Annotated in this window: 23 protein-coding genes and 1 other RNA gene; 11 read left to right on the top strand and 13 right to left on the bottom strand. The window is 70.9% G+C overall.

The genetic code is table 11. The features are described from left to right. The first annotated feature begins 14 nt into the window (after positions 1-14). The 3 genes from ACIPEK_RS25425 (at position 15) to ACIPEK_RS25415 (ending at position 2,166) form a co-directional block, all read left to right on the top strand. Entirely contained in the window at positions 15-677 is a 663-nt protein-coding gene (locus ACIPEK_RS25425) for a ScbR family autoregulator-binding transcription factor (RefSeq protein WP_266361780.1), read from the top strand. 124 nt (positions 678-801) lie between these two features. Continuing rightward, positions 802-1,704: a glycosyltransferase family 2 protein gene (locus ACIPEK_RS25420; RefSeq protein ID WP_383069500.1), complete on the top strand. Its 903-nt coding sequence runs from the start codon at positions 802-804 to the stop codon at positions 1,702-1,704. A 156-nt stretch (positions 1,705-1,860) separates the two neighbouring features. Further along, on the top strand, positions 1,861-2,166 hold the full coding sequence (locus ACIPEK_RS25415) for a VOC family protein (RefSeq protein ID WP_383069694.1): 306 nt from the start codon (positions 1,861-1,863) through the stop codon (positions 2,164-2,166). On the opposite strand, the gene ACIPEK_RS25410 is transcribed toward ACIPEK_RS25415, so the two are convergent. From ACIPEK_RS25410 to ACIPEK_RS25390, 5 genes are all read right to left on the bottom strand, one after another. After that, positions 2,144-3,040 carry a metallophosphoesterase family protein gene (locus ACIPEK_RS25410; RefSeq protein ID WP_402000156.1) on the bottom strand — a complete coding sequence of 299 codons (897 nt, stop codon included), beginning with the start codon at positions 3,038-3,040 and terminating at the stop codon, positions 2,144-2,146. The two genes, ACIPEK_RS25415 and ACIPEK_RS25410, sit on opposite strands and share 23 nt — an antisense overlap. Positions 3,041-3,331: 291 nt before the next feature. Continuing rightward, on the bottom strand, positions 3,332-3,766 hold the full coding sequence (locus ACIPEK_RS25405; RefSeq protein ID WP_402000153.1) for a hypothetical protein: 435 nt from the start codon (positions 3,764-3,766) through the stop codon (positions 3,332-3,334). A 58-nt stretch (positions 3,767-3,824) separates the two neighbouring features. Continuing rightward, an RNA gene (gene rnpB, locus ACIPEK_RS25400) (RNase P RNA component class A) lies at positions 3,825-4,226 on the bottom strand. A gap of 52 nt (positions 4,227-4,278) precedes the next feature. Then, entirely contained in the window at positions 4,279-4,848 is a 570-nt protein-coding gene (locus ACIPEK_RS25395; protein WP_402000342.1) for a Uma2 family endonuclease, read from the bottom strand. 181 nt (positions 4,849-5,029) lie between these two features. After that, positions 5,030-6,472, bottom strand: coding sequence for an RNB domain-containing ribonuclease (locus ACIPEK_RS25390; protein ID WP_402000150.1), 1,443 nt, complete (start codon positions 6,470-6,472; stop codon positions 5,030-5,032). Positions 6,473-6,706: 234 nt separating this feature from the next. Between ACIPEK_RS25390 and yaaA the strand changes: the two genes are divergently transcribed. After that, positions 6,707-7,507, top strand: coding sequence for a peroxide stress protein YaaA (yaaA, locus tag ACIPEK_RS25385; protein WP_383069510.1), 801 nt, complete (start codon positions 6,707-6,709; stop codon positions 7,505-7,507). A gap of 75 nt (positions 7,508-7,582) precedes the next feature. Then, complete coding sequence (gene eda, locus ACIPEK_RS25380; protein WP_402000147.1) at positions 7,583-8,203, top strand: bifunctional 4-hydroxy-2-oxoglutarate aldolase/2-dehydro-3-deoxy-phosphogluconate aldolase; 621 nt, start codon at positions 7,583-7,585, stop codon at positions 8,201-8,203. A gap of 172 nt (positions 8,204-8,375) precedes the next feature. Here the strand turns inward: eda and ACIPEK_RS25375 are convergent, their stop codons facing one another. From ACIPEK_RS25375 to ACIPEK_RS25360, 4 genes are all read right to left on the bottom strand, one after another. Further along, a complete protein-coding gene (locus ACIPEK_RS25375; protein WP_402000144.1) occupies positions 8,376-9,668 on the bottom strand; it encodes a bifunctional RNase H/acid phosphatase in 1,293 nt (430 codons plus the stop codon). Further along, positions 9,668-10,411: a zinc ribbon domain-containing protein gene (locus ACIPEK_RS25370; protein WP_402000339.1), complete on the bottom strand. Its 744-nt coding sequence runs from the start codon at positions 10,409-10,411 to the stop codon at positions 9,668-9,670. The genes ACIPEK_RS25375 and ACIPEK_RS25370 overlap by 1 nt, the downstream gene beginning before the upstream one ends. Then, the gene (locus ACIPEK_RS25365) at positions 10,408-11,250 is read right to left on the bottom strand and encodes a Nif3-like dinuclear metal center hexameric protein (protein WP_402000141.1); all 843 of its coding nucleotides are present in this window, start codon (positions 11,248-11,250) and stop codon (positions 10,408-10,410) included. Before ACIPEK_RS25365 ends, ACIPEK_RS25370 begins: the two co-directional genes overlap by 4 nt. Before the next feature lie 154 nt (positions 11,251-11,404). Beyond that, positions 11,405-12,448 carry an ABC transporter substrate-binding protein gene (locus ACIPEK_RS25360; RefSeq protein WP_402000138.1) on the bottom strand — a complete coding sequence of 348 codons (1,044 nt, stop codon included), beginning with the start codon at positions 12,446-12,448 and terminating at the stop codon, positions 11,405-11,407. Between the two features lie 197 nt (positions 12,449-12,645). Between ACIPEK_RS25360 and ACIPEK_RS25355 the strand changes: the two genes are divergently transcribed. Together ACIPEK_RS25355 and ACIPEK_RS25350 are read left to right on the top strand one after the other, a co-directional pair. Continuing rightward, the gene (locus tag ACIPEK_RS25355) at positions 12,646-13,992 is read left to right on the top strand and encodes a hypothetical protein (protein ID WP_402000135.1); all 1,347 of its coding nucleotides are present in this window, start codon (positions 12,646-12,648) and stop codon (positions 13,990-13,992) included. A 284-nt stretch (positions 13,993-14,276) separates the two neighbouring features. After that, a complete protein-coding gene (locus tag ACIPEK_RS25350; protein WP_402000132.1) occupies positions 14,277-14,450 on the top strand; it encodes a hypothetical protein in 174 nt (57 codons plus the stop codon). 77 nt (positions 14,451-14,527) lie between these two features. Here the strand turns inward: ACIPEK_RS25350 and ACIPEK_RS25345 are convergent, their stop codons facing one another. Genes ACIPEK_RS25345 through ACIPEK_RS25335 form a run of 3 tightly spaced genes read right to left on the bottom strand, consistent with a single transcriptional unit; the run spans position 14,528 to position 17,513 of the window. Further along, the gene (locus tag ACIPEK_RS25345) at positions 14,528-15,469 is read right to left on the bottom strand and encodes a 3-oxoacyl-ACP reductase (protein ID WP_383069522.1); all 942 of its coding nucleotides are present in this window, start codon (positions 15,467-15,469) and stop codon (positions 14,528-14,530) included. A 51-nt stretch (positions 15,470-15,520) separates the two neighbouring features. Next, complete coding sequence (locus tag ACIPEK_RS25340) at positions 15,521-16,597, bottom strand: Zn-dependent alcohol dehydrogenase (RefSeq protein ID WP_402000129.1); 1,077 nt, start codon at positions 16,595-16,597, stop codon at positions 15,521-15,523. A 43-nt stretch (positions 16,598-16,640) separates the two neighbouring features. After that, the gene (locus ACIPEK_RS25335) at positions 16,641-17,513 is read right to left on the bottom strand and encodes a MaoC/PaaZ C-terminal domain-containing protein (RefSeq protein WP_383069526.1); all 873 of its coding nucleotides are present in this window, start codon (positions 17,511-17,513) and stop codon (positions 16,641-16,643) included. A gap of 277 nt (positions 17,514-17,790) precedes the next feature. On the opposite strand from ACIPEK_RS25335, the gene ACIPEK_RS25330 reads away from it, so the two are divergent. From ACIPEK_RS25330 to ACIPEK_RS25315, 4 genes are read left to right on the top strand one after another with little or no spacing between them, the layout of a single operon-like run. Next, on the top strand, positions 17,791-18,741 hold the full coding sequence (locus ACIPEK_RS25330) for an ABC transporter ATP-binding protein (protein ID WP_402000126.1): 951 nt from the start codon (positions 17,791-17,793) through the stop codon (positions 18,739-18,741). After that, entirely contained in the window at positions 18,741-19,460 is a 720-nt protein-coding gene (locus ACIPEK_RS25325; RefSeq protein ID WP_402000123.1) for an ABC transporter permease, read from the top strand. The genes ACIPEK_RS25330 and ACIPEK_RS25325 overlap by 1 nt, the downstream gene beginning before the upstream one ends. Positions 19,461-19,471: 11 nt before the next feature. Continuing rightward, a complete protein-coding gene (locus ACIPEK_RS25320) occupies positions 19,472-20,704 on the top strand; it encodes a sensor histidine kinase (protein ID WP_402000120.1) in 1,233 nt (410 codons plus the stop codon). 5 nt (positions 20,705-20,709) lie between these two features. Continuing rightward, positions 20,710-21,342, top strand: coding sequence for a response regulator transcription factor (locus tag ACIPEK_RS25315; protein ID WP_327278217.1), 633 nt, complete (start codon positions 20,710-20,712; stop codon positions 21,340-21,342). A gap of 48 nt (positions 21,343-21,390) precedes the next feature. Here the strand turns inward: ACIPEK_RS25315 and ACIPEK_RS25310 are convergent, their stop codons facing one another. Beyond that, positions 21,391-22,836, bottom strand: a complete 1,446-nt coding sequence (locus tag ACIPEK_RS25310) for an MFS transporter (protein ID WP_402000117.1) — start codon at positions 22,834-22,836, stop codon at positions 21,391-21,393. Between the last annotated feature and the right edge of the window lie 39 nt (positions 22,837-22,875).

Raw genomic sequence — 22,875 nt, 5'->3', positions numbered from 1 at the left:
GAGACTCGTAGCTGATGGCACAGCAGGCGCGCGCGATCCAGACTCGACGGTCAATCCTGGTGGCGGCCGCCGCCGTCTTCGACGAACGCGGTTACAGCAGCGCCACCATCAGTGAAATTCTTGCGCGGGCCGGAGTGACAAAGGGTGCGCTCTACTTCCATTTCACCTCGAAGGAAGACCTTGCACTCGGGGTGATGGACGTACAGCTGGACAGCGATCCGCTTCCCGCCCAGCTGACGAAGCTTCAGGAATTGGTCGATCAGGGCATGCTGCTCGCCCACCGGCTCCGGCATGAGCCACTGGTACGCGCCAGCGTCGGGCTGGCCATGGATCAGGCGGTGGAAGGCCTCGACCGGGGCACCCCGTTCCGTGCCTGGATAGACCGGCTCGAACATCTGCTGACCGCCGCGAAGAACCAGGGCGAACTCCTGCCGCACGTCGACGCCCGCGAGACCGCCGAAATGCTGGCGGGTTCCTTCTCCGGCATTCAGGTGATGTCTCAAGCCCTGTGCAAGCGCGAGGACTTGGGGCGGCGAATCTCGGTCCTTCTGCATTACGTACTGCCGAGCATCTCGACCCCTGCCGTGCTGGCCACGCTCGACATGGCCGAGGACCGCGGCGAGCGCCTGTTCGGCACCCTCGGATCAGTCCCCAGCCAGGCCGGCGCACCCGGCTGACGGGCGGAGCCTCCCCGACGAGGAGTCACGGGGCATGACACGGCAGCGACGACTGGCTGAACATCGGGCGACGATGAGTTGCGGCTACGATCGCGGGCACCCAGCGAGACCAGGAGTGCCGACCGTGTCCCAACCGCGCATCGCCGTATCCATCGTCACCATGGGCGATCGCCCGCAGCAGGTCGAGGCCCTGCTGGCCTCGGTGGCCGGACAGGACGTCCGGCCGGCCCGGCTCGTCGTCGTGGGCAACGGCTCACCGCTCCCGGACTTCTCCGCGTTTCCCGGTCTGTCCGACCTGTCCGGCGGTGTGACGGCGATCGAACTCGACGAGAACCTGGGCTGCCCCGGTGGCCGTAACGTCGCCCTGCGCAAGCTGGCGGAGTTCGGCGACGTGGATGTCGTCATCGAACTCGACGACGACGGGCTCCTGGTCGACGGCGGGGTGTTCCGCAAGGTCCAGGAGCTGTACGCCGCCGACCCGCGGCTCGGCATCGTCGGCTTCCGGATCGCCGACGAGCACGGCGAGACCCAGCGCCGCCACGTCCCGCGCCTGCGCGCCGCCGACCCGATGCGGCGCGGCCCGGTCACCGCGTTCCTGGGCGGCGGCCACGCCCTCTCCATGAAGATGCTCGCCCAGACGGGGCCCTGGCCCGCGGAGTTCTTCTTCACGCACGAGGAGACGGACCTGTCCTGGCGGGCGCTCGACGCGGGCTGGAAGATCCTGTATGAGCCCGACCTGCTGCTCCAGCACCCCAAGACCTCCCCGGCCAGGCACTCCGTCTACTACCGGATGACGGCCCGCAACCGGGTCTGGCTGGCCCGCCGCAATCTTCCCCTCCCCCTGGTCCCGGCCTACCTGGGCACCTGGACCCTCCTGACCGTGGCCCGCACCCGGTCGGCGACGGGGCTGCGCGCCTGGGCTGGCGGCTTCGCCGAGGGCGTCCGTACGCCGTGCGGGCGGCGGCAGCCCATGCGGTGGCGCACGGTGTGGCGGATGACGAAACTGGGACGGCCACCGGTCATCTGATCCACGACGGGGCCGGGTGGCACAGCGTCAATCCCGAGACAGGAGTTACCGATGTCCGTCCGCAGGATCATCCCCAACATCCGGACCGACACCGGCCCCGGTGTCGAATCGGACGCCAACGCCAACGCCACCACCAACGGCGCCGTTGCTGCCGCGATGAAGCGGAACGCGGAGTTCTACGGCTTGCTGGGCCTCCAGGAGGTCATGAACCACGGCTGGATCATGACGCTCGCCTCTCCCTCCCATCCCTCGGCCCAGATCAGCATCGTGGAGGCCGACGCAACCGCTCCGGTCACGCCGGACATGAGCATGGAGGTGGAGGACGTGGACGCGGCCTACACCGCCATGCGGGAGGGCGGCGCGGAGATCGTGTACCCGTTGCACGACGAGGAATGGGGCGTACGCCGCTTCTTCGTCCGCGACCCCAACGGCCGGGTGATCAACGTGCTGGGCCATCGCTGACCGGCCCCGGCCCGGTGACACCGTCGTCGTACGGGAGGATCCGCCGCAGGAGCCCCTTGGGGTGACCCCGCTTGCGCCATTCCCTTGGGTAACCGATGGAGACCTCCTCGAAGCGCACCCCGTCGTACCAGGTTGTACGGGGGATGTGCAGATGGCCGTAGACCATGGCCGCCACATTGAAGCGCCGGTGCCAGTCGGCGGTGAGCTCCGTGCCGCACCACTGGGCGAACTCGGGATACGTCAGGACGGCCATCGGTTCGCGGACCAGGGGCCAGTGACTGGCGATGACCAGCGGAATCTCCGGATCGTGCGCGACGAGACGCTTCTCGGTCTCCGCCACTCGCGCCCGGCACCAGGCGTCACGGCTCGGGTACGGGTCGGGGTGCAGCAGGAACTCGTCGGTGCACACCACCCCCGTCTCGTGCGCGTACGCCAGGGACTCCTCCTTGGTCGTCGTGCCCGGCGCCCGGAAGCTGTAGTCGTACAGCAGGAACACGGGCGCAACGGCCACCGGCCCTTCGGGGCCGGGCCACAGCGGATACGGGTCCTGTGGAGTGGACACCCCGAGGCTCCGGCACAGCTCGACCAGATGCTCGTAGCGTTCCCGGCCCCGCAGTTGGACCGAGTCGTGATTGGTCGTCCACAGTTCATGGTTCCCGGGGGTCCAGATCACCCGGGCGTACCGGCCCGCGAGCAGCCGCAGCGCCCACTCCACGTCCTCGACCTTCTCCGCAACATCACCGGCGACGATGACCCAGTCCTCGTCCGAATCCGGCCTCAGGGACTCGACGATGGGGCGATTGTCCGCCATCCCGACGTGAAGGTCGCTCACCGCGAGCAGAGAACCGCGGTTTCCGTAGGCGCGATCGGACATGGAGAACCTTTCCCGAGGACGGACCGAACGAGATCGTCTCCCATGATGCGGCCCGGCACCTCGCACCCCGTCCGGCTGTCACGTGTGTCACAGGGGGTTGTGAGCTGCTGTCGGTCTGCTGAGCTGAAGTGCCTTGTAGTGAGCGGTTGGGTTTCTGATGGCTGGTCAGAGTGGCCATCGCCCGGTCCCGGCACACTCATTCACATGCGGGTATGGGACGCCCAGCAACAAGGAGTCCCTCCGGAAGGTCAGTTCGGCGTCTCCTGAAAGACTGCGTCGACCGCCGATCGGTCAGCCGGATACTTCTCCCGTGGGAGCCAGAGCCATTTTCACCAGCTCTCCCGCCCTGCTGACCAGGAGATCGGGGACATCCTCCTCGTAGAAGCGGATCTGCCCGATGACCCCCTCGGTGCCGGAATTCCGCGCAAGCCGAACCGCCAGTGCGTCCAGCTCGAGCAGGGATTCGGCGTGCACCTCTTGACGTGCCGCCAGGAACCGTCCGTCGGCAGTCCGGGCCGGCTCACCGACAAGGACCCCGCCGATGCGCGCCGCGGGCCCGCGTGCCGCGAGCAGGGGGAACATGTCGCCGATCTCGCCTGTCATGCCATCCGCCGGGGCGTCCGCCGCGTCATCGATGCCGAGATGCCATCGCAGATCGGCGAGCACGGCGCTCGGCGCGGAGGCCCGGAGGTTCAGGGCGAGGTCCACGGCATACACGTCACTCATGCCCGCAGCCTAGCCAGTCTGCATGAGCATGACGGCAGACAGGGCGCCTGTGAAGCGGCAGACGAGTCGGGCTGTACGCCGGGTTCTGTCGCCCGGTCGCCTCGCGGCGGCCGGGGAGACGGCCATCCATCTAGGACCGGCATTGCTGCCGGCCTCGTGCGGTCTACCCGCGAACTCGGGCGGGCAGCCCTCGGACATTCGCGCAGGGCCGTCTTGCGACGGCCCCTCTTGACCTTGCTCCGGGTGGGGTTTACCTAGCCGCCTGAGTCACCTCAGGCGCTGGTGGTCTCTTACACCACCGTTTCACCCTTACCGAGGACCGAAGTCCCCGGCGGTCTGTTTTCTGTGGCACTGTCCCGCGGGTCACCCCGGGTGGCCGTTAGCCATCACCCTGCCCTGTGGAGCCCGGACGTTCCTCGGGGGGATCCGAGGATCCCCACGCGGCCGTCCGCCCGGCTCGTCTGCCGTGCCGACCATGCTACCCGCCTGGCGGGAGCCGTCGGACGGGGTGCTCAGATGAACGCCCCGGTCTCCAGGTCGAAGGCGAACGGAGCGGGAAGGGAAAGCGGCTTGCCTAACGGAATCGTGCAGTGCTGACGGTAGTCGTCCCCCTCCGGGTCGTTGAACAGCGTCACCGAAGACTGCTCACGGTCGACCAGGAGGTAGAGAGGGACGGGTCCGCGGGCGTAGCAGTGACGCTTGTCCGTGCGGTCGGCCCGGGGCTTGGACGAGGTGACCTCGACGACGAGGGCCACCCCCTCGCACGGCATCCAGGGGTCCGCTCCCCGGTACAGACGCAGTTCGGTGGGGGCGAAGGTGCCGTCGGGAATGACGTGGTTCCTGGGACAGCGGCCGCCGCTCTTCAGCTTCAGTCCCTTGTTCCCGGAAAACTGCATCTTGGTGCGAGAGCGGGTGATCACTTGCTCCGGAATCAGGCTGATGTAGTCCTCGTGGTCCCCGTCCGGCGGCGGCGTCACGACAATCTCCCCCTCGATCAGCTCGGCCCGGAAGCCCTCCGGCGTATCCAGCGCCAGGAAGCCCTCCAGCAGGACGTCCGCCTGCGTGAGCGGTTCGTGCGGCATGGCAGTCATGTCACGCCCCTTCCTCGGTCGCTCGCCAGATTGGGACATCAGTGGATCAGCCGTCCGTGAGATGGGAGTACTTCCTTCGATCGTGGCACAGGAGGGTGCGGAGTTGTCAGATGCGGACGGGCGCGGTGAGCGCTTGACCCTGCCGTTGCGTCAACGTTTCCACCGGACGCGCTCACGCGGGGGCGAAGAGGACCTTCGCCGAGCCAGGATCCGCCTGGGCGAGCCTGACCAGCAGCCGCTCCCCCAGCGGGAGCTTCGCCGTGCCGCCCTCGACCCGGGCGACGACTGCCGGGTCGTCGATGTGGACGGTGCCCGTGGTGGGCTCCTGCTCCTTCACGTCGACCACGTACGCCTCGAAGACCTCACCGATCCGGTCCTTGAGCAGCGCTGCCTCGACCACATCGACGCACTCGCGCTCCACCGTGTTGGCTCGCCTGGTTCCGTCCGCCATAGCCTTCGGCAGGCCGGGCAGCGCTGCGAGGACCCACTCGGGCGGGTCCTGTTCCGCGACGGCGGCGAGGCACAGCTCGGCCGCGTACCGGTCGACGAGGCGGCGCAGTGGGGCGGTGCAGTGCGTGTAGAGATCGGCGACGGCGGCGTGGACGGCAAGGGTGGGGAGTTCGCCGTGTTCGAAGACGGTGTAGCCGGCGCCGCGCAGCAGGGTGGTGCACTCCTGGAGGAACGCGGCGTGGTTGGCCCGCCTCGGGTCGAGGGAGCGGACGACCTGGGCGTACGGAACATGGTGCGGCCAGTCGATGTGCAGCGCCTCGGCCGAGCGCCGGAGCCGGGCCACGGCGCCGTCGGGTGCGACCGGCAGGGTCCGCAGGATGCCGGTACCGGTCTCCGCCATGAGGTGGGCGGCGGCCATGCCGGTCAGGAGGGAGATCTGGGCGTTCCAGCCGTCGGCGGGCAGCGGGGCACGGTATTCCAGGCCGTAGGTGCCGTCGCGCTCGACAATCTCCTGCTCGGGCACGTTGAGGGAGATGCCGCCTCGGGCGACCTCCTGCTCCTCGCGGAGCCGTCCGATGTCCCGGAGCAGGGCCAGGGGCTCTTCGGCGGTGCCGGTGTCGATCTGCCGCTGGACGCCCGCGTAGTCGAGCTTGGCTCGGCTGCGGACGAGGGCCCGGCGCACCGAGGTGGTGACGGCGCTGCCCTCGGAGTCCAGGTCGATCTGCCAGAGGAGGGCGGGACGGGTCTGTCCGGGGAGGAGGCTGGCGGCGCCCTCGGAGAGCAGGGTGGGGTGGAGCGGCACCTTGCCGTCGGGGAAGTAGAGGGTCGTCACCCGGCGATGGGCCTCGGTGTCGAGTGCACCACCGGGGCGTACGAAGGCGGCGACATCGGCGATGGCGTAGTGCACGCGGAAGCCGTGGCGGCGGCGTTCGAGGTGCATGGCCTGGTCGAGGTCGGTGGACGTGGGCGGGTCGATGGTGAAGAACGGCAGGTCCGTCGCGTCCTTGTGGGCCGGCACCGCCGGGGCCCCCGCCGCCTGCGCCGCCTCGGCGAGGACGTCGGGCGGGAAGCCGTCGGGCAGTTCGAGCTCGGTGCGCAGCTTGCACAGGGCCGCCCTCAGCGGGGTCTTGGCCGGCCCGGTCATATGGAGATGGCGGCGGGGCATGGACCGAGCGTATGGCGGGGCGGGCCTGGCGGCATCCCGGGTGGCGGCGAGTGCCTGTCCGGCTCTGATCCGCCGGACGGGCCCCGGTGCGGTACCGGGGTCCCCGTACGCTGGTGCCAGGTCCTGTCGTCGAACTGCCGTCTGCCGTCGTCGCACGGCAGACGGCAGTTCGACGACGGGACCCAGGGCTTTCTGAGCCCGTTTACCTGTGCGTACGTACGAAGGAGAACCGCCGTGCTCGTGCTGTTGCCGCCCTCCGAAGGAAAGGCCGCGTCGGGGCGCGGAGCACCCCTGAAGCCGGAGTCGCTGTCGCTGCCGGGCCTGGCTGCGGCGCGGGCCGCGGTCGTCGACGAGCTGGTCGAGCTGTGTGCGGCGGACGAGGAGAAGGCCCGTGAGGTGCTGGGGCTGAGCGAGGGGCTGCGCGGCGAGATCGCGAAGAACGTCGAGCTGCGGACGGCGGGGACGCGTCCGGCCGGGGAGATCTACACGGGGGTGCTGTACGACGCCCTGGATCTGGCCTCCTTGGACACGGCGGCCAAGCGGCGGGCCGGAAGGTCATTGCTGGTCTTCTCCGGGCTGTGGGGCGCCGTGCGGGTGGGCGACCGGATTCCTTCGTACCGCTGCTCGATGGGCGTGAAGCTGCCGGGGCTGGGCCCGCTCGGGGCGTACTGGCGTGACCCGATGGCGGAGGTCATGCCGGAGGCGGCCGGGGACGGGCTCGTCCTGGACCTGCGGTCCTCCGCGTACACCGCGGCCTGGAAGCCGAAGGGCGAGGTGGCCGGGCGTACGGCGAGCGTGCGGGTGCTGCACTCCCAGATGGTGAACGGGGTCGAGAAGCGCTCCGTGGTCAGCCACTTCAACAAGGCGACGAAGGGGCGGATGGTCCGCGATCTGCTGCTGGCGGGCGCACGGCCGAAGGGGCCCGCGGAGCTGGTGGAGACATTGCGGGAGCTCGGGTACGTGGTGGAGGCCGAGGCCCCCGCGCGGGCCGGTCGGACGTGGTCGCTCGATGTCGTGGTGACCGAGATTCACTGAACCGGGAAAGCTGTCATGTTGCATCATGTGCAACGCTCGTTGCGCAGTGCGCGGTGGGCGCGGCAGGATGTGCGCATGACCCCCTCTGTGCTGGACCTTGCCCCCGTCGTCCCGGTTGTCGTTCTGGAGGACGCCGCCGACGCGGTGCCGCTCGCCCGGGCCCTGGTCGCGGGCGGGCTCCCGGCCATCGAGGTGACGCTGCGCACCGCCGCGGCACTGGATGCGATCAAGGCCATCGCGGCCGAGGTGCCGGACGCGGTGGTCGGGGCCGGCACGGTGATCTCCGTACGGAACGTCTCCGACACCGTCGCCGCGGGGGCCCGGTTCCTGGTCAGCCCCGGCTGGACGGACACGCTGCTGGACGCGATGAAGGCGTCGGGGGTGCCGTTCCTGCCGGGCGTCTCGACGACGTCCGAGGTGGTCGCGCTGCTGGAGCGCGGGGTCACCGAGATGAAATTCTTCCCGGCCGAGGCAGCAGGCGGCACGGCATATCTGAAGGCGCTCTCCTCGCCGCTGCCGCAGGCCCGGTTCTGCCCCACGGGCGGCATCTCGCTCACCTCCGCGCCGTCCTATCTGGCGCTGCCCAATGTCGGCTGCGTGGGCGGCAGTTGGATGGTCCCGGCGGATGCGGTGGCGGCGAAGGACTGGGCGCGGGTGGAGCGGCTGGCGAGCGAGGCGGCGGCGCTGCGCGGCTGATTTCCCCTACCCGCCCCCTTCCCGGAACCGGGGCTCCGCCCCGGACCCCGGTGGGTGCCGACCGGGGTGCGGGCCACCCCGCCACCCGAGGAAGCGGCAGCTTCACGCCGCCGGGGAGTCGCTCCGCTGCCCCTCCCCGGGGCGCCGCACGCCCACGCGAGCCTCCCGTCCCCTACCGCAGGTGCGATGTGTCGTTCAGCAGCCTGAGTGACACGTTCCCGTCCGAGTAGTACGCCACCGCGGAGACCGAGGCCGCCGAGAGTTCCATACGGAACATCGCTTCCGGCGGGGCGCCCAGCGCCAGCCTGACCAGGGTCTTGATCGGCGTCACATGGGTGACCAGGAGGACCGTGCGGCCCGCGTAGCGGGCGGTGAGGCGGTCACGGGTGGCCGCGACGCGGCGGGCGACCTCGGCGAAGCTCTCGCCGCCCCCGGTGGGGGCCGCCTTCGCGGAGGTGAGCCAGGCGTCCAGGTCGGGGCCGTACCGCTCACGCACCTCGGCGAACGTCAGGCCCTCCCAGGCACCGAAGTCCGTCTCGCGCAGGCCGTCCTCGATCCGGACCTCCAGGCCGAGCCGGGCCGCCACCGCGGCCGCTGTTTCGCGGCAGCGGCGCAGCGGGGAGCTGACGATCTCCTCGATCGTGCCGCGGGCGGCCAGCGACTGGGCGATGCGTTCGGCCTGGTGGCGGCCGGTCGCCGAGAGTTCGGGATCGCTGCCGCCGCTGCCCGAGAACCGCTTCTCGGGGGTGAGGGCCGTCTCGCCGTGCCGGAGCAGTACGAAGGTGGCGGGCGCCCCGAGATCGGGCGCCGCGGCCCAGCCCACCTGGGGGGCGGTGGACGATGCCGTAGGCGTGGGGGCTGCTGCCGCGCCTGTCGCCGCTCCCGGCCTGGAGGACAGGGCCGCGCGGGCCCTGGCCGCACCCGCTGCCGCGTCACCGGGCGGGCCGGAGACGGGCGGCAGGCCGACGGTGGTGGAGGGCCGGGGGGTGTCGAGTGCGGCCGTCGACGACGACGGCTCCCACTGCTTGCCGCGCTTGCCCGCGTCCATCGCCTCGTTGGCAAGCCGGTCCGCGTGCTTGTTCTTCTCGCGCGGGATCCACTCGTACGTCACGGCGGAGGCCGGCAGAATCCTGGCGGCCTCCGCCGCGAGCGGCTTCATGTCGGGGTGCTTGATCTTCCAACGGCCCGACATCTGTTCCACGACCAGCTTGGAGTCCATCCGGACCCGCACCTGGAGCGCACCGTCCGCCGAGGCGTCCGGCACCAGCGCCTTCGCCGCCTTCAGACCCGCGATGAGGCCCTTGTACTCGGCGACGTTGTTCGTCGCGACGCCGATGTACTCGGCGGCCTCGGCAAGGGTCTCCCCCGTCACCGGGTCGATGACGACCGCACCGTAACCGGCGGGCCCGGGGTTGCCCCGGGAACCGCCGTCGGCCTCGATGACGAACTGGCGCGGCTGGGTCATTACAGGCCCGACTCCGACGTACGGACCAGGATGCGGCGGCAGTTCTCGCAGCGCAGGACGGTGTCCGGGGAGGCCGCCTTCACGTCGTTGACCTCGGTGATGTTCAGTTCGAGACGGCAGCCCTCGCAGCGGCGCTGGTAGAGGCGGGCGGCGCCGACCCCGCCCTGCTGGACGCGGAGCTTGTCGTACAGCTTCAGCAGGTCCGCGGGGACGGACCCGGCGACGAGCTCGCGCTCCTTGGTGACGGTCGCGGTCTCCTCGTCGAGCTCCTTGGTCGCGGCGTCACGGCGGGCGGTCGCGTCGTCGGCCTTGGCCTGGACGGCGGAGACCCGGTCGGACAGCTCGGTGACGCGCTCCTGGGCGGACTCGCGGCGCTCCATCACTTCGAGGACGACGTCCTCCAGGTCGCCCTGGCGCTTGGCCAGCGAGGTGATCTCACGCTGGAGGCTCTCCAGGTCCTTGGGCGAGGTGATCGCACCCGAGTCGAGGCGCTGCTGGTCGCGGGCGGCGCGCTGGCGCACCTGGTCGACGTCCTGCTCCGCCTTGGTCTGCTCGCGGGCGGTGTCGCTCTCCTCGGTCTGCGAGGCGACCAGCAGGTCACGCAGTTGCGCGAGGTCGCTGGTGAGCGACTCGATCTCGCTGTGCTCGGGCAGCGACTTGCGCCGGTGCGCAAGCTGCGACAGACGTACGTCGAGGGCCTGGACGTCGAGGAGTCGGATCTGGTCGGCGGGCGCGGCGTTCAGTTGGGGGCTCCAGAAGAGTGGTGGGTGGTGGTGGTCCAGGGGTCGGTGACCTGCTTCGAGACATGGACCCGCAGGTCCCATCCGTGGCGGTCGGAAATCGCGTCGAGCTGCGCTGCGGCCTGTTCGCACCAGGGCCATTCGGTGGCCCAGTGTGCGGCGTCGACCAGGCCGAGCGGGGAGTGCTGGATGGCTTCGGAGGCCGGGTGGTGGCGCAGGTCGGCGGTGAGGAAGGCGTCGACACCGGCAGCGCGTACCGCGTCGAAGAGGCTGTCGCCGGAGCCGCCGCTGACAGCGACGGAGCGCACCGCCGCCGCAGGGTCGCCCGCGAGCCGGATGCCCTGCGCGGTGGCGGGCAGTCGGGCTGCCGCGCGGGCGGCGAAGTCGGCCAGGCTCTCGGGGTGGTCGAGCACACAGATCCGGCCGAGGCCGCGACGGCCCTTGGGGTCGGCCGGGTCCGGTACGAGGGGCCCCTCGACGCGCAGGTCGAGCGCACCGGCGAGGGCGTCGGAGACGCCCGGGTCGGCGGTGTCGGCGTTGGTGTGGGCGACGTGCAGCGCGACGTCGTGCTTGATGAGGGTGTGCACGACCCGGCCCTTGAAGGTGTCGGCCGCGACCGTCGTCGTACCCCGCAGATAGAGCGGATGGTGGGTGACGATCAGCTGGGCGCCGAGCCTGAGCGCCTCGTCGACGATCTCCTGGACGGGGTCGACGGCGAAGAGCACACGGTCGACCTGCGATGCGGGGTCTCCGCAGACGGTGCCGACCGCGTCCCAACCTTCGGCCCGCTCGGGCGGCCAGAGAGCGTCGAGCTCGGCGAGGACTTCAGACAGACGGGGCACAAGGAAAGGCTACCTGCCCTCCGTGCCCCGTCGCCCATGGCTTCGGCGACCTGTACGGACGGGCCGCAGCCTGCTGGGTCCTGTCGTCGGACTGCCGTCGTCGCCCGGACGCCGCGCGGCAGGCGGCAGTCCGGCGACGGAACCCAGGGAATCGTTACTTCACGAGGTCGGCGCGGAGGTCGTCAAGGACCAGGTTCGCCGCCGTGACACCGAGGCCGAGGTACCAGGTCTCGTCGGAGACGTCCTTGGCCTGGCCGTCCTTGACCGCCTTGAGGTTCTTCCACAGCGGGTTGGACTGGGCGGTGTCGCGCTTGGTGGCCTTCACGTCGCCGTAGACGCCGGTGAAGATCCAGTCGGCGTCGGCCTCGTCGATCTTCTCCGGGCTGATCTCCGCGGCGAGGTCGTTGATCTGCTGGTTCTTGGGCCGCGGCAGACCGGCGTCGTCGAGGATGGTGCCGATGAAGGACGCCTTGGCGTAGAGACGGATCCGGTCCGGCAGGTAACGGACCATGGAGATGGTCGGCTTGTTCGGGCCGATGTCCTCGCCGAGCTTCTTCGCCTTCGCCTCGTAGGCACCGAGCTCGCTCTCGGCCTTGGCCGTCCTGTCCAGTGCCGCGGCGTTGAGGAGGTAGTTCTCCTTCCAGGTGAAGCCCGGGCGGATGGAGAACACGGTCGGCGCGATCTTGGAGAGCGCGTCGTACTTGTCGGCGGCGCGCAGCTGGCTGCCGAGGATCAGGTCGGGCTTCAGGCCGGCGATCGCCTCAAGGTTGAGGTTGTTGATCGTGCCGACGTTCTTCGGGTTGCCCGCTTCCTTCTTCAGGTACGAGGGGATGGCCGCGTCGCCCTCGGAGGGTGCGTAGCCGACCGGCTTCACACCCAGCGAGACGACGTTGTCGAACTCGCCGACGTCCAGCACGACGACGCGCTTGGGGGCGGACTTGATCTCCGTCCTGCCCATGGCGTGGGTGAGGGTCCGGGGGAACTGGCCGGCCTTGGCGTCGGTGCCGTACTCCGCCGTCTTCTTCGCGGCGTCGGCGAAGTCCTTGCCGCCCGTCGCGACGGCCGCCTTCTTGTCACCGCCGCCCTCGGACTCGGCCGAGCCGCCCGAGCCTCCGTCGTCGCTCCCGCAGGCCGAGAGGGAAAGGGCGGCAGCCACTGCCAGGCCGACTGCGGCAGTACCGCGGCGACGAAGGGACATCACTTGCTCCAGTTCACGGTCACACAGATATCACTTAGGGATGCCTTACCTTACTCACCAGTCTCGTGCCGAGCACAGGCACCCCCTCACCCTCAGGCGAATCCGGGCAGCACCACCCTTATGTGTGAAGTGGTGGGTCTCGTGTTGTTCGGCAGGAAGTGCGAAAACTAGCTTCGGTTGCCGGAGGTGACCAGTCCATGACTGCCTGTGCCATCGAGAACGAGACCGCGGGGGCGGCCGGCGCCGCCGGGGATGCGGCCCTGGGGAACGACGAGCCGGACACACCCGGGGAGCCGGCCGGGTTCGGCATGCCCGGCAAGGACGGGGCGGACGGCGGGGACGGCGGGGACGGCGTGCCCGAGCAGGCCGGTGCGCCGGGTGAATCGGGCGTGCCCGCCGGGGCAGCCGTCGCCCCGCCCGCGCTCACGATCGCCGCGGACGGTTCGTACGCGGCCCGGCTCGCCCTCCGCAACGTCGCCGCGGAGGCCGCCGACGAGGCCGCGCAGGCATGGTTCGTGGAGCGCTGGACGCTCGACGGGCACGAGCCGTACGCCGTGCCGCTCCCCCTCGATCAGCCGGAGGAGCCGGACTCCCAGGTGCTGCCGCTGGCCGACGGACGGGTGTTGATCCGGCGACGGGTCGCGGACCGGCATGCGTTCTCGCTGCTCTATCCGACCGGCCCCGGCACCGGTGAACTGCCGCTCGGCGCCGTCGGATGCGCGGATCCGACCCTGCTGCCGCCGTCACCGGACGGTACGAGCGCGTACGCCCTGTCGGTCAATGCGCACTCCACCGCCGTCTGGCTGGTGGCGGGCGGCGCCTTCGGGCCCGAGCTGGTCGCGGAGGTGCCGGGGCGCTGCTCCGGTGGGGTCTGGCTGGACCGGGCGGGGCGGATGCTGGCCCTGGACCGGGAGATGCCGGGCGGCGGGCCGGTCAAGGCGGTCGCCGTGGACCTGGAGCGGGGCGGCGAGGTGACACCGCTGCTGCAGATCGCACCGGAGAGCAACGACCGGCTGCTGCTCGCCGACGCGGACAGCGGGCTGCTGCTGATCCGCTCGGACGCGCCGGGGCACGACCGGCTCGGGTGGGGGGTGCTGGGCAGCTGTCTGCCGGTGCGTTTCCCGGAGTGCCTGCGCCCGGCGGATGTGGCGGTGACGCCGTTCGCCGTACAGCCGGGGCAGATGCTGATGCCGGAGAGCTGCGCGGTGGCCCTGCGGATCGACGGGGCGGCCGGCAGCTGGCTCGGTGTGTGGCGCCCGGCGGGGCGCCGGCTGCATCAACTCGCCGCCCCCGAGGGGTGGCAGGCCGGTCGCGGGGTGTGGACCCGGGACGGCGTACTCAGACTTCCGTACGCCGACGAGAACGTGGCGTGCGGGGTGGCACTGCTGGAGGCACCGGTGGACGGGGAACGCGGCACGGGACCGACGGCGGAGGCGGGCGCGGAAAGCGGTATGCAACCGTCCGCCGCCGCTGCGCCTCTTCCGATGTGCAAGCCGATTCCACTGGGGCAGGCGCCTCTCATGGGGCGCATGGTGCCTGGTTAGGACCGACCGGCAAATGGGGGGTGGGAGAAGGAGCGGGGCTGGGTGCGTGCAGCTGCAAGGCGGAGGATTGAGACATGGCGGAGCCATGGTGATTGACGACAACGCGGCAGATGTGCGTGCCCAGCCCCGCGACGCCGCCCCCCATTTGCCGGTCGGTCTAAGATCCTGGGCCTGGGCTACGCAGCCGTGTGCGACGGTCGCCGATGGTGACCGTGCCGTGTTGCGGTGGCGTGATCGGCCCTGGTGACACACACGTAAGCGATCACAACGGGGTGACTTCCCACATGTCTGAAGCCCGAACCGACACGACCCAGACGCGTCCGCCGGGGGCGGACGCGGAACGGGCCGAAGCCGGCGGCTCCGGAAAGCACCGAGGGGGTGTGTCGGTGAACGACGCGTCGGCACAGCCGCACGGCCGCCACCGCCGCCCCTCCGAGGGGGACAGCAGGGCGGCCTGACCGCGCGGAACATCAACGAGGGACGGGTGGGCCCCGGCAGCCGATCGGCTGCCGGGGCCCACCCGTTTCCGTTGCGGTCAGCCCCGTTTGAGACCGAGCACCTCCGCCGCGGCGAAGGTCTCGCCCGTCGGGCGGTCCTCGTAGTACGGGGAGATCAGCTCGTCCAGCTCGTCGAAGGAGAACGTCTCCTTCGACGAGTCGAACTTCGCCGCCACCCTGGGGCGTTCGACGATCGCGACCATCCCGCCGTGCACGACGAGCAGTTGCCCGTTGACCTTGGCGGCCGCCGGGGAGGCCAGGTAGCCGACCAGCGGAGAGACGTGCTCGGGGGCGAGCGCGTCGAGCCGGCCGTCCGTCGGTTCCTGGAAGCCCGCGAAGACATCCTCGGTCATCCGGGTGCGGGCCCGCGGGCAGATGGCGTTGGCGGTGACGCCGTACTTGGACAGGGCCAGGGCCGTGGAGGTGGTGAGGCCGACGATGCCGCCCTTGGCCGCCGCGTAGTTCGGCTGGCCCGCCGAACCGGCCAGGAACGCCTCCGACGAGGTGTTGACGATCCGGCCGTAGACCGGCCCGCCGGACTCCTTGGAGCGGGCACGCCAGTGGGACGCGGCGAAGTGCGTGGTGTTGAAGTGACCCTTGAGGTGAACCCTGATGACGGAGTCCCACTCGTCCTCGGTCATCGAGAAGACCATCCGGTCGCGCAGGATGCCCGCGTTGTTGACCAGGATGTCGAGCTTTCCGTATGTGTCGACGGCCAGCTCCACCAGGGCGCGGGCCTGCTCGTGGTCGGAGACGTCGCCGAGGTGCGCGACCGCCCGGCCGCCCGCCGCCCGGATCTCCTCGGCGACCTCCTCGGCCGGGGCCGCGGACGCCTCGCCGGAGCCGTCGCGGCCCGGCTGCCCGTAGTCGTTGACGACGACAAACGCGCCGAGCCGCGCCAGTTCCAGTGCTTCGGCGCGTCCGAGGCCGCGGCCCGCGCCCGTGACGATCGCGGACATGCCTTCCAGGGGAAGTGACATCGGAATCTCGGAGTCCTCTCAGGTGGGAGCAGGGCGGGAGCAGGGTGTGGTTCAGAGTTCGATGCAGGTGCGCAGTGACTCGCCGGTCCTCATCTGGTCGAGGGCGTCGTTGATGCCGTCGAGCCGCACCCGGTGGGTGATCATCGATTCGAGGTCGATCCGGCCGGCCCGCCAGAGCGCGATGGCCCGTTCGTACGAGCGGAGCACATCGCCTCCGCCGTACATGGAGGGCAGGATCCGCTTCTCGTCGAAGAACAGCTCGAACATGTTGACCTGGAAGTTGTCGTCCATCGCGCCCGCGCCGACGATGCAGAGGGTGCCGCCGCGCCGGGTGTTCTCGTACGCCGTGCGGGCGGTGGCCGACTTGCCGACCACTTCGAAGACGTAGTCGAAACCCTCGCCCGCGGTGATCCGCTGCTTGGCGTCGGCGAGTTCGTCCGGGGACACCGCCTCGGTCGCGCCGAACCGCAGTGCCGCCTCGCGCCGCGATGCGACCGGGTCCACGGCCACGATCTGCGCGGCGCCCTGCACCCTGGCGCCCTGGATGGTGGAGATGCCGACCCCGCCGCAGCCGATCACGGCGACCGAAGAACCGGCCTCCACCTGTGCGGTGTTGATGGCCGCGCCCAGCCCGGTGGTCACCCCGCAGCCGATCAGCGCTGCGATCTCGAACGGTACGTCGTCGGGGATCGGCACCGCGCAGCCCGCGTCGACGACGACCTCCTCGGTGAAGGTGCCGGTGCCCGCGAAGCCGAAGACGTCTCCCCCGGGGCGCTTGAAGTTGGGGGTGCCGGCGTTCATGAAGCCGGCCAGGCAGAGCTGGGTCTGGCCGCGTCTGCAGGACGGACACGCCCCGCAGGCGGGCAGCCAGCAGACCAGCACCCTGTCCCCCGCGCTCAGCCCGGTGACGCCGTCGCCGATGTCGACGACCTCGCCCGCGCCCTCGTGGCCCGGGATGAAGGGGGCGGGCTGCGGCAGCACCCCGTTCATCGCGGAGACGTCGGAGTGGCACAGTCCGGTGGCCCGGATACGGAGCCTGACCTTGCCGGGGCCGAAGCCCACCGCCTCGACGTCGTCGAGGACCTCCAGTTTGTCCTGACCGATCTCGTGCAGTACGGCTGCGCGCATGGTGCGGCTCCCCTCATGGGTCCGTGGACCTCTTGGAGTTGGTTCAGGAGTGTTCGACGAAGGTGTCGCCGAGGACCGGGGCGTCGTCCCGTTCGACGGCCCGCACCTCGACCCGGACGTGGTCCTTGCCGGTCCACATCCGGATGCGGAGGGTCTCGCCGGGGAAGACGACCCCGACGAAACGGGTGCGGTAGGAGCGGATACGGGTCACATCGCCGCCGAGCACCGTGTCGGTGACGGCCTTGAGCGTCATGCCGTAGGTGCACAGCCCGTGCAGGATCGGCCGGTCGAAGCCGGCGAGCTCGGCGAACTCGGGGTCGGCGTGGAGCGGGTTCCAGTCCCCGGAGAGGCGGTACAGCAGCGCCTGGTCCGGGCGGATCGGCCGCTCCACCACGCGATCGGGGGCGACGGCGGGATACGCGACCCGCTCGGACGGGCCGCGTTCGCCACCGAAGCCCCCCTCGCCCCGGACGAAGATCTGGGCGTCGTTGGTCCACAGCGGGCCCTCGTCGTCGGCGGCCTCGGTGCGCAGCACCAGCACGGCCGCCTTGCCCTTGTCGTACACCGCGGCAACCTTCGAGGTCTGTACGGCGCTGCCCTTCACGGGGATCGGCCGGTGCACCCGCACGCTCTGTCCGCCGTGCAGGACGGCGGCCAGGTCGACGTCGATGCCGGGCGAGGAGAGTCCGCCGACGACGCCCATGCCCGCCCCCGCGACGGTGGCGAAGGAGGGCAGCACCTGGAGCCGTGACTCCAGGGTGTAGCGCAGTTCGCCGGGGTCGGTGGCCGGGTCGGCCCGGTCGGGGTCGGCTCCGGCGCCGATCCCCAGGTGGTAGAGCTGCACGTCCTTGTGGTCCCAGCTGATCCGGGTGGACCGCGGTTCGGCGGCGACAGCCTTTTCGGCATCAATGGGCATGGCGAAGCTGCTCCTTGATGGTGGGAAGACCTCGGCGCGGCCGTCCGCACCGTCGGCCGCACCGAGGTCGTGCGGGACCGGCCTCCACGCCCCGTTCTAGAACGCGTTCTAGCCGATGACCCCATGTATAACGCAGCACCCAGCAGTTGGGAAGACCACTGCTGACGTGGCGTCAGATACGTTGCCGGGCCCGTCGCTCGCCCATGACAAATGTCATCGCGAAGTCCGTACGCACACCCCTGCCGGGCCTCGGGCCCCTTTCCGTACCGTCGTGGCCATGAAGCAGACAACGGGGAATCCGGCCGCGGTGGACCTCACCGGGGCGGTCAAGACCTTCGGCCGGGCGGGCCGGACCGTACGGGCCGTGGACGGGATCGACCTGTCCATCGGCCGCGGCGAGACCGTCGCCCTGCTCGGCCGCAACGGCGCGGGCAAGTCCACCACCATCGCCCTCCTGCTGGGGCTGGACGAGCCGGAGTCCGGCAGCGTGCGGGTGCTGGGCCGGACCGCCGAGCAGGCGGTCCGGGCCGGTCTGGTCGGCGCCATGCTCCAGGACGGGCGGCCCATCCAGCGGGTCACCGTCCGCGAGCTGATCACCTTCGTCGCCTCGACCTACCCGCGGCCGATGCCGGTGGCCGAGGCGCTCTCCCTGGCGGGCGTCACCGGGTACGCGGACCGGCGCGTCGACAAGCTCTCCGGTGGCCAGACCCAGCGCGTCCGTTTCGCCGTCGCGCTGGCCGGCAACCCGGAGCTGATCGTCCTGGACGAGCCGACCGCCGCCCTGGACGTGGAGGCGCGCCGGACGTTCTGGGAGTCGATGCGGGCCTACGCCCGGCGCGGCAACACCGTCCTGTTCTCCACCCACTACCTGGAGGAGGCCGACGAGAACGCCGACCGGATCGTCGTCATCGACCGGGGCCGGATCGTCGCGGACGGGAGCGGCGACACGATCAGGGGCTCGGCCGGCAGCAGCCTCGTCTCCTTCGACCTGGCGGGCCGGCCGACCGAGGGCCTGGAACTGCTGCCCGGCGTCGTCACCGTCGAGGTGACCGGGGACCGGGCGCTGCTGCACACGGACGACTCGGACGCCACTGTCGTGGAGCTGGCGCGCCTCGGCGCGATCCGTGGCCTCCAGGTCTCCCGGACCACGCTGGAGGACGCCTTCCTCGCCCTCACCGCACCGGCCGCCGGGGCAGCCTCGACCGATACCGAGAAGGAGATCGCGTGATGTTCCGCTATATCGTGCTGGAGGTCCGCCGGACCCTGCGTGACGGCTTCTTCCTGATCTTCGGGACCGGGATGCCGGTGATGATGTACCTGCTCTTCACCAACATCGGCGGTGGCGCTGCCGACGGCTGGAAGACGGCCTCGATGGTCGGCATGGCCGCGTACGGAGCACTGGGTTCCGCCATGTCGATCGGTACGGGGGTCGCCTCCGACAGGACCCTCGGCTGGCTGCAGCAGCTGCGGGTCACCCCGCTCGCCCCTTCGCACGCGGTCGTGGGCCGGGCGATCAGCGGTTCGGTGACCGTACTGCCGACGATCCTGACGGTGCTGCTGGCCGGCGGACTGGTCAACGGGGTACGACTGGCCGCCTGGCAGTGGACCGCCCTGACGCTGCTGCTGTGGATCGGGGCGCTCCCGTTCACCCTGCTCGGCCTCGGCAACGGCTACCGGCTCACTCCGCAGGGCACCGGGGTCGTCAACATGGCCTGCCTGATGGGCTTCGCGATCGTCGGCGGGCTGTGGTTCCCGCTGGAACTGCTTCCCGGATGGCTGCGTTCGATCGGCCGGTTCACCCCCGCCAACCGGTTCGCCGACCTGGGCTGGGCGACCACCGACGGACACGCGCCCGGCAGCGGCACGATCGCCGTGCTCTGCGCGTGGCTCCTGCTGTTCGGTACGTACGCCGTGACCTCGTACCGTCGGTCCGCGAGGACCGTGTGACAGGAGTGGACATGGCCAGGAACCGGACGGACCGGTGGACGGGTACGCGTCGGGAACGGCGCGCACAGCGGTGTGAGAACCAGCGTCCGGGCCCGCCCGGACCGTACACCCTGCTGCCCTGGCTGCTGATGGGCATGGGCGCCTTCTCCAATCTCTTCCAGGGCGAGGCGCCCAACCCCTGGCTCGGCGGTGTCGGGCTGTTCGTCTTCAACTCGCTCTACATCTCCGTGGTGTTCCGCGGCTTCGACAAGAAGAAGCGCGAGAGCCCGGTGTCGTACTGGCTGCTCGCGGCGATGGCCGTCGTCACGTTCGGGCTCGCGATCGGCTACGGCGGAAGCTGGCTGCTGTTCTTCCCGCTGCTCTCGCTGGCCTGCGGCACCATCCTGCGCGACCGGCGGCTGGCCGCCGGTCTGCTCTCGCTCTCCGTGGTGGCCACGGTCATCGCCGTGTGGCGCGGGGACGGCGGCTCCGCCCCGTGGACCATCGGGTACGGCACCTTCATCTCGGGCGCCGTGACCGCCGCGATCCTCACCCTCGCGGAGACCGTGATGGAACTGCGCGCGACCCGGCAGGAACTGGCCCGCACCGCCGTCGAGAAGGAGCGGCTGCGGTTCTCCCGCGATCTGCACGATCTGCTGGGCCACACGCTCTCCGTGATCGTGGTCAAGTCGGAGGCTGCGCGCCGACTGGCACCGCGCGACATGGATGCGGCACTCCTCCAGGTCGCGGACATCGAGTCCGTCGGCCGCCAGGCCCTCACCGAGATCCGTGAGGCCGTCACCGGCTACCGCGAGGGGAGCCTCGCCACCGAACTGGACCGGGCCCGCTCGGCGCTGACCGCCGCCGGGATCGAACCGGTGCTCCGCCGCTCCGGACCGCCGCTCGCCCCGCAGGCGGAGGCGCTGCTGGGCTGGGCGGTGCGAGAGGCCGTCACCAATGTCGTGCGCCACTCCCGCGCCATCACCTGCACGTTCGTCGTCGACGGCACGCCCGGACGGGTCCGGCTGACGGTCACGGACGACGGCTACGGACCGGACCCCGACGCACCGGCCACACCCGGCGTCGGCGGCACCGGACTGACCGGCCTGGCCGAGCGCCTCGCCGCGGCGGGCGGCTCCCTGAAGGCGGGCCCGGGGCCGGAGCGCGGCTTCGTGCTCACCGCCGAACTGCCGGTGGACGGGCCGTACCCGACGGACGGGAACCCGGCCGCCGGGTACGCCCCGAGCCATACGCTGGGCCGGTGAACGAGATGCCGCAGGATCACCGTCCGACCAAGTCCGTACGCGTTCTGCTCGCCGAGGACCAGGGCATGATGCGGGGTGCGCTCGCCCTGCTGCTCGGCCTGGAACCGGACATCGAGGTCGTGGCACAGGTGGGCGCCGGGGACGAGATCGTTGATGCCGCGCTGCTGTCCCGCCCCGATGTGGCGCTCCTGGACATCGAACTCCCGGGCCGCAGCGGTCTGGACGCCGCCGCCGATCTGCGCGAGGAGGTGCCGGACTGCCGGGTGCTGATCCTCACCACGTTCGGCCGCCCCGGCTATCTGCGCCGGGCGATGGAGGCCGGGGCGGCGGGGTTCCTGGTCAAGGACGGCCCGGTCGAGGAGCTCGCCGCCGCGATCCGCCGGGTGCTGAGCGGTGAGACGGTCATCGACCCGGCGCTGGCCGCCGCCGCGCTCAGCGCCGGACCGAGCCCGCTGACCGCGCGGGAGCGGGACGCGCTGAACGCCTCGGTGGACGGGGCGACGGTCGCCGACATCGCGGCGAAGCTGCATCTGTCCGAGTCGACGGTGCGGAACTATCTGTCGTCGGCGATCGGCAAGACGGGTACGCGCAACCGGATGGAGGCGGTGCGCGCGGCGCGGCAACAGGGGTGGCTGTAGGCGAGGCCTCACGGCCTCCCAGGTCCTGTCGAGCGTGCGTGCCAGGTGTCACGCGGCAGAGTCGGTTCGACGGTCGGACCGGTCGCGCGGCAGCCAGAGCGCCATCAGCAGCAGTCCGCCCAGCAGTACCGTGCCGGCCGTCCGGAACGCCAGCGCGTACCCGGCCGTGAGCTCCTGAGGCCCGGTGCCGCCCGCGGTGCGTGCGGCGGCGACGGTGGAGAGCATGGCGAGACCGAGCGCACCGCCCATCGTGCGGGAGGTGTTGACGAGGCCGGAGACCAGACCGGCCTCGCCGTGGGCCGCCCCCGTGATGGCGAGGGAGGCGAGCGGGGTGGATGCCAGGCCCGCACCGGCCATCATCAGGACGCCGGGCAGACAGACCGAGGTGAGGTACGAGCCATCGGCACCCATCGTGGACTGCCAGCCGAAGCCCGCGGCGGCGATGGTCGTACCGATGAGCGCCAGGTTCTTCGCGCCGACCCCGGCCATGACGCGGGGCGCGCACTTCGAGCCGAGGACGACGGCCAACGACGAGGGCATCAGGGCGAGTCCGGCCTGCAGCGGGGTGTACCCCAGCACTGTCTGGGCGTACACGGTCATGAAGTACCACATCGAGAATGTCGCGGAACCGATCACGAACATCGCTGCGTTCGCCGAGGTCACCGCCCGCGCCCTGAGCACCCTGAGCGGCATCAGAGGCTCTGCGGTCCTGGCCTCCACCACCACGAAGGCGATGAGCACGGCCACCCCGCCGAGCAGCGGCATCAGGGTCACCGCCGCCGTCCAGCCCGACTCCTCGGTCTGCACGATGCCGTACGCGACGGAGGCGAGGCCCGCCGTGACGAGGACCGCGCCCAGGAAGTCGATCCGCCGCCGGTCGCCCGCCCGGCCCTCGGCGAGCCAGACCGCCGCGCCGGCCAGGACGAGCACGCCGACCGGCACATTGATCAGCAGGACCCAGCGCCAGGACAGCAGATCGATGAGCACCCCGCCGATCAGCCCGCCGGCCGCTCCGCCGCCCGCGCCGACGGCCATCCAGGTGCCGATCGCCTTCGTCCTGGCCGGGCCCTCGGGAACGGCGGTGGTGAGCAGGGTGAGGGTGGCGGGGGCGAGCACGGCGGCACCGAGCCCCTGCGCGGCGCGGGCGGCCAGCAGGTGCCAGCCCTCCTGGGCGAGCCCGCCGGCCAGGGAGGCCGCGGTGAACAGGCCGAGGCCAATGAGGAACATCCGCTTGCGGCCGTATATGTCGGCGGCGCGCCCGCCGAGCAGCATGAATCCGGCAAACGCGATCGAGTAGGCGTTGAGCACCCATTGCAGTCCGGCGGCGTTCATCCCGAGGTCGGAACGCATGGATGGCAGGGCGACATTGACGACGGATACATCGAGCACGACGAGGAACTGTCCGACACAGGCGACGAGCACCGCCGCCCAGGTGCGGGTCCTGTGCCGTTGTTGCAGGGGTGCGGGCGTCGTGACGTCAACCATGACCGTCATACTCGCAGCCGCCCTGCGCCCCGTACATCGGTATTCGGG

It is taken from the genome of Streptomyces sp. NPDC088246, assembly GCF_044741025.1.
GTDB lineage: Bacteria > Actinomycetota > Actinomycetes > Streptomycetales > Streptomycetaceae > Streptomyces.
Note: the sequence above shows the minus strand (reverse complement) of the source record. Positions and strands in the feature narration are given on the sequence as shown.